At 43.8% G+C, this 13,152-nt stretch carries 11 protein-coding genes; 7 read left to right on the top strand and 4 right to left on the bottom strand.

What is annotated here, in order from left to right; translation table 11 throughout:
• Positions 1–17: 17 nt before the first annotated feature.
• Positions 18–599, top strand: coding sequence for a YeeE/YedE family protein (locus tag GJQ68_RS03625; protein ID WP_162415947.1), 582 nt, complete (start codon positions 18–20; stop codon positions 597–599).
• A gap of 43 nt (positions 600–642) precedes the next feature.
• The gene (locus GJQ68_RS03620; protein WP_162415946.1) at positions 643–1,131 is read left to right on the top strand and encodes a DUF6691 family protein; all 489 of its coding nucleotides are present in this window, start codon (positions 643–645) and stop codon (positions 1,129–1,131) included.
• A 45-nt stretch (positions 1,132–1,176) separates the two neighbouring features.
• On the opposite strand, the gene smc is transcribed toward GJQ68_RS03620, so the two are convergent.
• Both smc and GJQ68_RS03610 read right to left on the bottom strand, forming a co-directional pair.
• Entirely contained in the window at positions 1,177–4,737 is a 3,561-nt protein-coding gene (gene smc / locus GJQ68_RS03615; protein ID WP_162415945.1) for a chromosome segregation protein SMC, read from the bottom strand.
• Between the two features lie 139 nt (positions 4,738–4,876).
• A complete protein-coding gene (locus tag GJQ68_RS03610) occupies positions 4,877–5,305 on the bottom strand; it encodes a response regulator (protein WP_162415944.1) in 429 nt (142 codons plus the stop codon).
• 650 nt (positions 5,306–5,955) lie between these two features.
• Here GJQ68_RS03610 and GJQ68_RS03605 point away from each other — a divergent pair.
• Positions 5,956–6,426 (top strand): bactofilin family protein, encoded by a 471-nt coding sequence (locus GJQ68_RS03605; protein ID WP_162415943.1) that lies wholly within the window; start codon positions 5,956–5,958, stop codon positions 6,424–6,426.
• 37 nt (positions 6,427–6,463) lie between these two features.
• On the opposite strand, the gene GJQ68_RS03600 is transcribed toward GJQ68_RS03605, so the two are convergent.
• A complete protein-coding gene (locus GJQ68_RS03600) occupies positions 6,464–7,003 on the bottom strand; it encodes a redoxin domain-containing protein (protein ID WP_162415942.1) in 540 nt (179 codons plus the stop codon).
• A 359-nt stretch (positions 7,004–7,362) separates the two neighbouring features.
• Here GJQ68_RS03600 and GJQ68_RS03595 point away from each other — a divergent pair, with 359 nt between their 5' ends.
• The 4 genes from GJQ68_RS03595 to GJQ68_RS03580 all read left to right on the top strand — a co-directional run bounded on the left by GJQ68_RS03595 (position 7,363) and on the right by GJQ68_RS03580 (position 11,274).
• A complete protein-coding gene (locus GJQ68_RS03595) occupies positions 7,363–7,866 on the top strand; it encodes a hypothetical protein (RefSeq protein ID WP_162415941.1) in 504 nt (167 codons plus the stop codon).
• 54 nt (positions 7,867–7,920) lie between these two features.
• The gene (locus tag GJQ68_RS03590) at positions 7,921–9,114 is read left to right on the top strand and encodes an Nramp family divalent metal transporter (RefSeq protein ID WP_162415940.1); all 1,194 of its coding nucleotides are present in this window, start codon (positions 7,921–7,923) and stop codon (positions 9,112–9,114) included.
• 75 nt (positions 9,115–9,189) lie between these two features.
• Positions 9,190–10,206, top strand: coding sequence for an NAD-dependent epimerase/dehydratase family protein (locus tag GJQ68_RS03585; protein WP_162415939.1), 1,017 nt, complete (start codon positions 9,190–9,192; stop codon positions 10,204–10,206).
• Positions 10,207–10,212: 6 nt separating this feature from the next.
• Positions 10,213–11,274, top strand: coding sequence for a dihydrodipicolinate synthase family protein (locus GJQ68_RS03580; RefSeq protein WP_162415938.1), 1,062 nt, complete (start codon positions 10,213–10,215; stop codon positions 11,272–11,274).
• Between the two features lie 3 nt (positions 11,275–11,277).
• Here the strand turns inward: GJQ68_RS03580 and GJQ68_RS03575 are convergent, their stop codons facing one another.
• On the bottom strand, positions 11,278–13,086 hold the full coding sequence (locus tag GJQ68_RS03575) for a GDSL-type esterase/lipase family protein (protein ID WP_162415937.1): 1,809 nt from the start codon (positions 13,084–13,086) through the stop codon (positions 11,278–11,280).
• Positions 13,087–13,152: the final 66 nt, after the last annotated feature.

Below are 13,152 nucleotides of genomic sequence, written 5' to 3'. Positions count from 1 at the left end.
ATTAAAACGTAATAAAAATGGAACAATTGATAGAATGGATTAAGCAACCCTGGCCCTGGTATGTGGCCGGTCCCTTGATCGGATTGACCGTGCCAGCCCTATTGCTAATCGGCAATAAATCCTTTGGCATATCCTCCTCGCTGCGGCATGCCTGCGCTGCCTGCATACCGGCAAAAATCCCTTTTTTCCAATACGACTGGAAAAAAGAATTATGGAATATCCTGTTTGTAGTCGGTATATTTCTTGGGGGACTGATTGCCTCGCTGTTTCTTTCCAATCCAGCGGCAGTAGTAGTGGCAGAAAGCACGCAACAGGACTTAGCCCAATTGGGAATCACTGATTTCAATAGCCTGTTGCCAGCAGATATTTTTAGCTGGTCTAACCTGTTTACGCTTAAAGGGCTTTTCTTTTTTGTTATTGGAGGTTTTCTGGTTGGCTTTGGTACCCGGTATGCAGGAGGCTGTACTTCGGGTCATGCGATAATGGGCATCAGTAATCTGCAGTGGCCATCGATGCTCGCAACGGTCTTTTTCATGATTGGAGGGTTTGTTATGACTCACTTGATCCTGCCTTTTATCATGGCTTTGGTTGGATTTTAAGGTATCGGTAAAGGGAATTTAAACAAATCAAAAAAGGAACAAAATGGAAGTAAGAGAAAAAATACCAGCCAATCCGGTAGAATGTGAAGCGCCTAACATGGGTAAGTCCGGAGAATCCGGGTGGAAGCTATTGAGATACCTGATAGTGGGTGTTTTATTTGGGATCGTATTTGTAAAAGCAGAAGTAATATCCTGGTTTCGGATTCAGGAAATGTTCCGATTACAGTCCTTCTTTATGTATGGGGTGATAGGATCTGCCATTCTGGTAGGAATGGTTTCCATCCAGCTCATCAAGAGGTTTGGTGTAAAGACGGTAAGCGGCGAACCGATTAAGATTGCAGGCAAGGAATTCAGGAAAGGCCAGGTGATCGGGGGATTTATTTTCGGTCTTGGTTGGGCACTTACCGGTGCCTGTCCCGGGCCTTTATTTGCCCAAATAGGATTTGGTTATTCGGTGATTGTAGTGACCTTGCTTAGTGCCATTGCCGGCACCTGGGTGTACGGGAAATTTTCTGATAAATTACCTAATTGAGAGAATGTAAGCCGGATCGTTTTAGGTGGTCCGGCTTTTTTTAATTTAGAGTTCTTCCCCCTCTTCTTCTACCAATTCTCTCAGGTCTACCGGTACCACTCTGGATACCCCCGCCTCGATCATGGTAATGCCATAAATAATATCCGTGCTGGCCATGGTTCGTTTATTGTGCGTCACAATAATGAACTGGGACTCGTTGGAAAAGGTCTGAATGATTTGATTGAATTTATCGATATTAGCATCATCCAAGGGTGCATCTACTTCATCAAAAATACAGAAGGGGGCGGGTTTGAGTAGATAAATCGAGAATAGAAGGGAGGTGGCGGTCAGGGTCTTTTCTCCTCCTGAAAGCTGATTGATGGAAAGGGGCCTTTTACCTTTGGGTTTGGCAATAATCTCAATGCTGCTTTCCAGGGGCATGTCTGGATCCGTAAGTTTTAGATCGCAGTCGTCCTCTTCCGTAAATAAAGACCGAAAGACTTTTACAAAGTTTTCTTTGATTTTCCCAAAGGCATCCAGAAAGGTTTCCCTGGCTACCTGGTCGATCTCACTAATGGTGGTGATCAGGGATTCTTTGGCTTTGATCAGATCCTCTTTTTGATCCGTGATGAACACATGCCTTTCCTTGATTTCATCAAAAGCCTCCATGGCCATGGGATTGATCGGACCCATTTTCTCCAGCTTGCTTTTTGCCTGCTGCACTTCATCCCTGAGTGTCGCCTCATCTTTCCCGGCAAATTCCTCCGTCTCCTCGGGATCTTCCTGCATCAGCTGGTCCAGGTCCAGTTCAAACTCCACGTTTAATCGTTCTTTTATTGCATTTAGCTTCAGATTGATCTCATTGGCGGCCTGCTTGAATTCCATGATCAGTCCATCCACTCGTTCTTTGTTTTGCTGGATCTCCCGGATGGATTTATCGGATTGGTCGATTTCTCCCCTGAGCGCATAATAGGCCTTTTCCGCTTCGCTTACCCCAACTTCTATCTGCTCCTTTTCCGTATACAGTTCAATGAGTTCATCATCCTTCACTTCATTGTTATCGATCAGCCCTCTTATCTCCTGATCGGTTTGGGTCAATTCTTTTTGGGACTTCTCTATACGTTCACGGCTGCTGTCAAAGGTGCTTTGTTTAAAGCCGATTTCCTGCTCGATGCTTTGAAGCTTATTTTCCTGTTGGTGAAAGCGGATGTTTTCTTCATTGTATTGGGAAGAACAGCGGGAAAGTTCCTCTCCCGCCTCCAGCAGGAGTTGGTTGATTTCTTGAATTTCTTCTTCCAGGGCTGTAAAGGCCTGTTTTTCTGTTTGAAGCGTTGGACCTAGTTCCTCGAGCTCTTCCGACAGCTCGTGAATCTTCTCCTGGATATCCTCTTTTTTATTGGCATTGGAAGTAAGCATCTCAGCCAACTGCTCCTTTTTCGTTTTTACAGAAACGTATTCCTGATTCAATTCATTAACGACCGATTGTTTTTCTTCAAGAGCCGATTTGAAGCTGATGGCTTTCAGATTGGAATACTCCGCCGTTTTGTTGTCCAGATTGGTTTTAATTTCATTGATGGTTTTTTGAAGATTTTTGATCTCCTTTTCCAGTTTTTCCAGGTTCTTCGCCCGGCCTATTCGCTTCCCTTCAAAGAGACCTACCGAACCTCCGGAAATCGTAAAACGCCGGTCAATAAATTTACCACTTTCAGTAATAAAAATGGCTTCCTGTGTTTTGGGGACCTGGTGAATGTCCCCGTTAAAAATATAAACATCATCCAGCAGGTATCCTACCAAACGGGCGTATTTGCTATCATATTCGATGATTTCAGTAGCCGGTACCGCATCCGAAAACAGTTTGTTTTGGGTAGGACGGAATTTTTCAAATCTTTCCAGAATAAAGAAGTTTGCCTTTCCTTTTCCGGCATCACTCAATAATTTTACGGCCTCTATGGCTTCCTTTTCCTGCTCGACCACATAATAATTCATGTAGGTCTCCAGGAAGTTTTCGATCGTCACCCTGTATTTTTCGTCGGTTGTCAGGATGTCGGATAGGAGGGGGGTGTTTTTTCCCCAACTGCTGTTTTTCTTTAGAAATTTTATCGCCTCCGGAAAGCCTTCGAGGTTATCCACCAGCGATTTGGTAAGTTGAAACTCGTTACTTTTGGCATCCAATTTTCGGTTGACCTGTGTAAGTTCTTCCCGGATCAGTTCCTGGGTTCGGTTAGTTGCTTCCAGTTTCTGCTGGTGGGCTTCTTCTTCTGTTTTTATTCGATGCAATTCCCGCTTCTCCACTTCCAGTTGGCTTTGAATGACTTCCAGTTTTTCCTTGAAACCGGCCAGATTCTCCACCTGGCTGCTATCGTCGGTAGCAGTCTTTTCCAATTCCTGCTTTAAGGTAGTGAGCTGAATCTGTTTTATTTCCTGGCTTTTCGAAAGCTGGTACATCTCATCTCTTTTACCAGAATAGTTGCTTTGCAGGACGCGCTGCCTTTCCTGAGTTGCGGCATGCTGGGATTTTTTGTCTTCATAGATGGCTTTTAGGTCTTGTACCTGAAGTTCTTTCTCCGCTATCAATTTTGCCGCAACGGCCTTTTCCTGTTCCAGCGATCGGATACTGAAGCTTGCCCGTTCGTTACTCTTTTTATCCTCCTCGATTTGCACTCGTAATTCTTGTGATTTATCCTGGAGGAATCGAAGCCGCTCATTTTTTATTTTTTTATCACTTTCAAACTGCCGTATTTTGAGCACGTGTTCGTTCAGTGTCTTTTGCCGGCTACCCAGCAGTTTTTCTTTAGTAACCATCTCCGTTTTCAGGTTTTCCAGGGCCGCTTCTCTGGCGGCTATGGTCGTATTTAACTGAACTTTACGGTCACTTTCTTCCTCCAGCTTTTGATTCAACTGGATGAGGCCATCCCGGTGTTGGAGCACACCTTTTTTTGCTAACGCAATGCTGGAGGCTTTGTAGGATTTTTTGATTTCAAAATACCGGGCAGCCTGGCGAGCTTGTTTTTCAAGAGATTTTAGATTCTTTTCTATTTCGTAAAGCAAATCTTCTACTCGGTCCAGGTCGGCGTCGGTATCCTCCAGTTTTCGCAGGGTTTCCTTTTTGCGGGTTTTGAACTTAGATATGCCGGCAGCTTCTTCAAAAAGCTCCCTTCTGGAATTGTTCTTGTCATTAAGCAATTCATCAATCATTTTCAACTCGATAATGGCATAGCTGTTGGAATTAATGCCTGTATCCATGAACAGATTGGTAATGTCTTTAAGCCGGCAGGTTACGCCATTGAGCAGGTATTCGCTGTCACCTGATCGGTAATACCTTCGCGAAATCGTAACATGGGTATATTCGGTAGGGAGTAGGTTTTTGGTGTTTTCAAAGGTCAGCGATACTTCTGCCATGTTCAGAGGCTTCCTGTTTTTTGTACCGTTGAAAATAACATTTTCCATCTTGTCAGAGCGCAGCATGCGGGTCTTTTGTTCCCCCAACACCCAGCGGATAGCATCCACCACATTGGATTTTCCACAACCGTTGGGACCTACGATCCCGGTAATACCTTTGTCAAAATGAATCAGTACTTTGTCACCGAAACTTTTAAATCCCCTGATTTCTAATTTGGAAAGCTGCATGTAATAGGTAAGGTTATCGCCAAACAAATTTAACCTAAAGCTTCCAAATAGCAAGGAAGCTTAGGTTGGATATCAATCAAAAAGCCAGTTCAACGATTAGTTGACTGGCTTTTATCAGGTGGTTCGATTCCAGCAGGAATCAATTCACGGTTCCCTTGTTTTTTGTAATGACGATATTTTTGTCAAATAGATTGTATATTTCCGTAAATACCTGAGGATAAACGGGTTTTTCCAGGTATCCAATGACTTGCGGGTACTTTCCGGATTTGGCCTTGTCCGCAGGATCCGTGGAGGAAGTGACCATTACTACCTGGATTTTATCCTTGTAGTCTTTATCCTGGAGGGTATCCAGAAAAGACCAGCCATCCATTACCGGCATGTTGATGTCCAGAAACACCAAGATATTGTCAAATTCATCTTTTCGGTTATCCAGCACATCAAATGCTAGTTTACCATTTTCAGATGTATGAATCGGTCCGTCAATAGGTGACGTTTTGACTATTTTTCGAATATAATGTAGCGTCAAAATATCGTCGTCCACTATTATGGTTTCAAGTTTTTCTTTCATTCGATTCTGTTTTTAACTGACCCGGTTGCTTGTTTTTGACAGGTACTTCTACTGTCTTCCGAATTTATCATTTTAAACAAGATAAACAAAATGGAAATTAAAAAAATGAGGTTTGGATTTACATATTCAATTAATAGTGCTTATTATATGAATTTTATACTATTAAGTATCAATAAAGGTGTTTTTTGAATTCCAAAAAATACTGATTTTTTAAAAAGTATGCTACTATTTGTATTTTGAATTTAAATAAGCTGATTTGATAAATTCAGTGATCACAAATCCTAATGAATTGAGAATGTGTGAATTAGTGGGTTACCTTCTATTTTTTGTAGTTGAAAGCACCTAATTTGTGGTTAGTGCTTATGGTTATTGCTTTATGAAATTAAATATATGAATAATTATAAAAATAAATCGCTCAATTTTTTCTAATCGATCGATATTAAATTAGTTATGAACTAATATTGCGCTAAAAAGGAATGACCGGAAATATATACGGTAAATTTCACTTGGATTACGAAATATTGCTTTGTAAAACTTTTTTTGCACCTTCATTTTTTTTACCCTATGTTTATACTATTGAAAGAGATACTTGTACTATTTATATCACCTACTTATTCAATTTAGCATTTATTTTTAAAAAAAACTAAGTCATGTGGAACGCAGAAAAAAAATCAACCCAGTCGTTAAGTGAGCCAAGCACTACTTCATTTTTTGCTCCGGGATTCCGGATGATAGGAGACATTGAGTCAAACAATGACGTTCGGGTAGAAGGAATCATTCAGGGGAATCTGATCACTAGCAAAAGGATCATTATCGGAAAGACCGGACAGGTTATCGGCAATGTAAAAGGCTGCCATATCTCCATAATGGGAGAGGTAGTAGGAGAAGTAGTCGCGACTGACATTACGATTATCGGCGAGACCGGTGTGGTGCATGGCACTGTTCTTACAAACAAAATAAAAATTGACCCCGGTGCTGAAGTAGAGGCTTGTATTAAGAAGCTCAAGAAGCAAGTGGACGCTGAAAACAACTCAAAACAAGCGAACAAGTCTGACGGCGGAAAAAGAAAGGAGCACAACGTTCCCCAACCTGAACTGGCGAAGGTGAGCCTTGAAAATTGAGATGGTTCCGGGTACCCCTCCGGAAATCGCTAAGGGATTAGCTGTCCCTTAGCGACTGGTTTTTTCCAAACGATTGATCGGACAGTACCAGTTTTGAGGCTTGTTCCAATATTGTCTCTAAATTTTTGCTCGCCGATTGGGAGCCATCTAGAATCATTCGCGTACATCCGTTTTTATCAAGTAAGTAAATAGGGGATTTTAAAGTTATTTTTTCCCCTAAATTTTTCTCCAGACATTTTTTAACCTCATTTTTAGGCTGATAGAACACCGGGAAAACCAACTCATCACTCAGATAGGAATTGAGCCAGTTGAGCGAATTTAAATGTTCCTCGAAGGAACCCCTGTTGAACCCAATCAGATGGTAATTCAGCTTTTTTAGGTTGCGCAATGTTTCAACTAATTCACTCACTTCATTTTTATTACCGGGAATTAGTTCGGATGGATTCGTATAAACAATGATCCGCTTGTCCTGTATCAGTGATCTGAAGTGCACGTTGCCGTGATGCGTTTTTACAATCACATTCGGAAAAGCTACGTTCGTATCCATAAAGTGCGATAGTTGTTTTTCAGTTTTCATTTTAACGTAGGATTTATAAATACTTTGAGGACTATTTTTTTGTTGTATGAATATACTAAAATATAATTGAAATATTATTATAAAAAATAACTTTCATAGGCAAAACTGATTAATATCATATATTTATTTTATCGGTGTTCTCAACAAACCTAATAATTCTTTTTAGGCCAGTTTTTGATAAGGAATTTTGCGGCCACCTGAGATAATTGGAAGGTAAGAGGCATCCTGGACTACAGGCTGCTTCGGTCCAACCTTCTATACGAGAGATGCCTTAATTTACTTTGCATCTACTGCTCACAAAAGAGTACCGTAAAACCGATAAATTTTGTACATTCACCTTTCAAACGAATGGGTAACCTATGGATTCAGGGACTATATTTTATATCATTGCCATTATCATTTATTTTATTTACACGTCGTTCATCCAAAAAAAGGCTGAAAAGCCGACTTCAGACCAGCAGGAGGGTTCGGAACCAAGTCCTCCTCAAAAGGGGCCATCATTTGACGACTTACTGAGAGAAATCCGGAACGAACAGGGGCAACGGGAAAGGGATTTGGAAGAATCCCCCGAAGCCCGGGAAGTGGAGTATTCTGAGAAATCTTCAACTAAAGAAGTTGAGGCGACTGATTATGAAACCGAGCCCAAAGAAGTATACAAAAATCCGTATCAGGATCTCAAACAGCCCTTGGTCAAACTAGACGATCAGGTAGATCTGGCGGATGATAAAAGGATATTGGGCGAAGTAGAAGATGTAGCGGCCGAAAATCCCGGGAGCAGCAAATATGCCCGTCTGCTGAAAAACCCCGCATCTGCCAGAGATGCGGTAATTCTAACTGAAATATTTAAAAGAAGACATTTTTAACAAAAGCATGCACATCATTTTTCAATCTTATCAGCTACGTTTCCCGTTCCTGCCATGTTGAAGCGATGGTTGAAATCCCTGGGACCGGGCCTGATCACCGCAGCCCTGGTATTTGGTCCGGGTAGCCTGACCATCACTTCCAAATTGGGGGCAATCTATGGGTTCCAATTGCTCTGGGTCATCGCAATTGCCGTTGTGTTAATGATTACATATACCGGGATGGGTGCACGGATAGGCTTGGCCTCTGAGGTTTCGCTGATAAGTATCTTCCGGCAAAAATGGGGAAACCTGGCAGCCTGGGTGGCAGGATTGGGGATTTTCTTTGTAACGGCATCTTTTCAGGCTGGAAATACAGTAGGTGCTGGCATGGCATTATCCGAATCCCTGGGCAGTTCAAACGCTGTCTGGATATTGATCATCTCCCTGTTAGCCATTTCCCTGCTCTTCTTCAAATCGTTTTACCGCATATTGGAAAAAGTGATGATCGTCATGGTGACCATCATGGTAGTTTCATTTTTTTTCACCCTTGTGTTGGCCCCACCCTCTTTTGATAATATTGTATCCGGTTTTACACCTTCGATTCCTCCAGGGGCTTTTATTTTGGTAATTGCGTTGGTAGCTTCCAGTTTTTCCATTGCCGGAGCTTTTTACCAGGCTTATCTGGTGCAGGAAAAAGGATGGAAAAAAGAACAGAAAGGGGATGCCCTTCGAGAGAGCTTCACGGGAATAGTCGTATTAGGATTGATTTCATCAATGATCATGTTAAGTGCGGCGACGATTCTGTATCCCAAGGGCATCGGAGTCAATTCTGCTGCGGATATGGGCATGGCCCTGGAGCCTGTGTATGGCAAATTTTCCTTCCTGGTATTTATGGTGGGGTTGTTTGGCGCTTCTTTTTCCTCGCTTCTGGGCAATGCCACCATTGGTGGTACCTTGTTGGCAGACGCACTATCCATGGGCAGGGACCTGAATAGTGTTCGGGTGAAGGTTTTAATCACCCTGGTCATCGTCATAGGGGCGGCTGTGGCATTGATTTTTGGGCGCCTGCCGTTGGAGTTGATTGTTTTTGCCCAGGGCATTACCATTTTTGCCGTTCCGTTTATTGGCCTTGGCATCTTCCTGATCGGAAATGATGAAAAAATAATGGGAAATATGAAAAATGGGATAGGGACCCGATTGCTGGGAGCCATTGGATTGTTGGTTTTACTGACATTGGCAGTCAGCAATGCCTACGTCCTGTTCTTTTAGTGAAAAAGTTTCATTTAAGATAAAATGTTTAAAAATTGCAACCAGTAAGCTAGTAAACCCCAAATAGCGTAAACCATGAAAACCATAGCAGCACTCGAAGAAAAATTAAGTAAGCCTTCGCCCGCATTGGTGAAGGATATCCATCAAATCGATGGTGATATTCTTCTGTTGGGGGTGGCCGGTAAAATGGGACCCAGTCTTGCCAGGTTGCTGGTACGGGCGATTCAAGAGGCCGGCATTAAGAAGGAGGTGATCGGGGTATCCCGGTTTTCAGACGAAAGTATAAAACAGGAACTGGAACAGGAGGGTGTTCGATGCATTCGTGCAGACCTCCTCCATGACGAGGACCTGCAGGCATTGCCCCCTGCAAAAAATGTCATCTACCTGGCAGGTAAAAAATTCGGAACCAGCGGCGAGGCGCACACTACCTGGGCAATGAATGCCTACCTGCCCGGAAGGGTGTCGGAAAAATTCAGGGATTCGCGGATAGTGGTTTTTTCCAGCGGAAATGTATACCCCTTTGTGCATTATGCTTCCGGGGGCGCGTCGGAAACCACCCTGCCGGAACCCTTGGGAGAGTATGCTCAATCCTGTTTGGGCCGGGAACGGATTTTTGAATACTTTAGCCATCAATACCGGATTCCCATGCTGATTTACCGACTGAACTATGCCATTGATATGCGGTATGGAAACCTCCTGGAAATTGGTAAGATGGTGGAAAAGGGGCAGCCCATTGATTTGAGAAGTGGCCACATGAATGTGATTTGGCAGGGAGATGCCAATGAAATAGCTATTCGATCCCTGTTACATGTTAGCAGCCCTCCCAGGCTACTTAATGTGACCGGCCCGGAGACCGTGAGTATACGCCAGGTCGCAGCCAAATTTGGTGAGCTCCTAAACAAAACACCGGTGTTTATCAATGAACCCGAGCCCATGGCTTTATTAAGCAATGCCTCCCTTTGCCACCGCCTGTTTGGCTATCCTTCCGTGTCCCTGCTGGAGATGATAGAAATGACTGCAGCCTGGATACAGGAGGATGGTGCTACCTTAAACAAACCAACCCATTTTCAGGAAAGAGAAGGAAAATTTTAGATTCTTATGCATCCGATAGCCCCCCGAATAGAAAAGCAACTGCAGGAAGGCACCGTCATCCCTGCTCATCCGTTGGCATTGAATGAACGCCGCCAGTTGGACGAAAGGCACCAACGGGCATTGACACGTTATTACCTGGCCTCTGGTGCCGGTGGCATGGCGGTAGGCGTACATAGCACCCAGTTTGAAATTCGCGATAAGCAATACGGTTTGTTCAAACCGGTTTTGGAAATGGCCATGGAAGAAGTTAAGGCAGCGGCACCTGATCGGCCCTTTATTAAGGTGGCCGGAATCGTGGGGAATACCCAACAGGCACTGGATGAAGCAGTGCTGGCAAGAGACCTGGGCTACGATTTGGGGTTACTTAGTGCGGGAGGATTGGGCGACTGGTCTGAAAAGGACTTAATTGCCCGGGCCGAGAAAGTAGGCGAACAAATTCCCCTCTTTGGGTTTTACCTGCAGCCTTCCGCTGGCGGGAGGTTATTGAGTTATGACTTTTGGAAAGATTTTGCCCAGATTCCCAATGTAAAAGCCATAAAAATGGCTCCTTTTAACCGGTACCAAACCCTGGATGTGGTACGGGCGGTATGTGCTTCCGGGAGGCCGGAGCAGATAGCCTTGTACACAGGCAACGATGACAATATCGTTGCCGATTTATTGACGGATTATACGCTGCTGGTAAATGGGCAAAAGGTAACCAAAAGGATCGTTGGCGGGTTGTTAGGGCACTGGGCCGTCTGGACTTCCCAAGCGGTAACCCTGCTCGAAGAAGTGAAAAAATGTCTGGATAATAAAGGAGAAGGAATAAGAGAACTTCTAGAGCTTGGGGTGCAGATTACCGATGCCAATGCGGCAATTTTTGATCCCAAACATCAATTTAAGGGGTGTATTTCCGGTATTCACGAGATTCTTAGGAGACAAGGATTGCTATCCGGAATCTGGTGCCTCAGTGAGAAAGAAAAATTATCTCCAGGGCAAGTAGAAGAGATCGACCGGATCTACGCCGATTACCCCTGGCTGAATGACGATGTATTTGTCAGGGAAAACTTCAATAGGTTTTTTGGTTGATTTTCAGGGAGCGAGGTAGTATTCAAAAAATGAATAAATGATTTCGTTGGAATCGGGACTTGGAGAATGGTCCGGACGGTTACTCATGCCGACCCGGTTTTTTGCTCCATACAAATTGTTTGCTCTCAAGCTGTAATTCAGAGGAACCCAACGGTCCTGCGAATCTTCCGAGCCTCCTGAAACCAAAAAAGGTCTTGGAGCCATCAGTACGTGCAATTCGTGAAGGTTCATTTCTTTTTTTACCAACTCCGGATAGAGCCCTTTGGCAGGATTTTCTTCGGTAGGAATTCCCCGGTCCCTCCAGGGTTTGGGATGGTAGCCCAGGTACCAGGGTTCCCAGTAGTTAATGTCCGGTCTGGTTTCGTCGAATACGATTCCGGGATCCGACCAGGCTGCCGCTGCGTATTTTTCGAAGAGGCAGGAAGCAAACATGGCCCATTTACCACCATAAGAATGGCCGGTGATACCAATTTTTTTCTTATCCACTTCGGGGAGGGAAGCAAGGAGGTGCCAGGCGTTGCCCGCCGCGTAGGCCAGCATGGAAAGGGGCTGTACCCTGGCACTGTCAATATGCGGATAATAAATCGAATAGGTTTGATTCTCTGTGGTGGCCTTGGTGCCAAGGGATAGGGTAACAAATCCGCGTTTTGCCAGTTGCAGTGCAAAATCACGGTTAGGTTTTCCCTCGCCAATAGCTGTTTCCGGCTCGTAATAAACGGTAACTACCGCTGGCCGGTTTTCAGCACCATGGGGAAGCAGTAAATAGCCCTCGGTCCATTGCCCGGGAACCCACTCAAATCGAATCTTTTTTTGGACAAAACCTTCTCTTTCCCTGGTATCTAAAATTTCGAACGTTGGCTGTGTATTCATCTCCGGCCATTTCCCCATTAGTTCGTGCCATTTTTGAAGGATTTCTTTTCTTCTTTCCTTCCAATCGGCCAGGTCATTTACCACCTGACCATCATCGAAAACGAATGGATCACTGAAATTTCCTTCCACTTCTTCGTATTCATAAGGAATGGAAAAGTAGGGTGCCAATTCATCCCACTGGATCATTTTTTTAAGGTAGGCGGGAAACGTCTGCCCCTGGCTGGTACCGCTTCCTTCTACTCCCTGCCCAAAAGTGATGCTATCACCAAAAAAGACCATGCTTTTCTTTTCCGTTATTTTTCCCTTAGCGACTAAAAAGTTAAAAATTTGTTCGGCAATGATTCGATTACCTTCACTGGTAGGATGGACTCCATCTGCTTTTCCGGAATTAGCTACGTTCCGAATCAGCGAACTTTTGCCGGGATTGGGAGAGTTTCTGGAAATAAATTCCTGATAGAGGTCAATCATCGGCAGTCCGTTTACTTTGGCCAGATCGGCGATGATTTCATTTGCCCTTTGGATTCGCATTAAAGGTGGGGAATCAAAAAAAGATAATTCATACCTGCCGGAAATGGCGTTGGTATCTACCGGGGTGAGGTTCATTAATACCGTTTCTATTCCCGCTTCCTTAAGCTTGCTGATGATCTTTTGGTAAGATTTCCGAAAAGTGCCGTAATCCAAAAATTTATGCAGGTTAATCATGTCGTGCATGCCCGCCAGGATAAAAACCATATCGGGGTTTTCAGTCAATACATCCCCGTCCAGCCTTGCCAACAGATCCATGGAATTATTTCCACCAGCTCCCTTATTTATGATCCTCCAGGACTGCTCGCCAGGAGCACTTTCCCTAAGTATGGAATCTTTAAAAGCCAGATCCGACGCAAAGCTCGCATTTCCGCCAGAAAAAAGAAGAATCCATGCGAATAAGAATCTGAAATGCATTTTAATTGATTTAAAGAATGTTTTTTTAAATTTAAGAATTTCTGTTCTTTTTCACTATTCCTTAGT

The organism is Cyclobacterium roseum (assembly GCF_010119225.1).
Taxonomy (GTDB): Bacteria; Bacteroidota; Bacteroidia; order Cytophagales; family Cyclobacteriaceae; genus Cyclobacterium; species Cyclobacterium roseum.
This window is presented reverse-complemented; position numbering and strand designations above follow the sequence as displayed.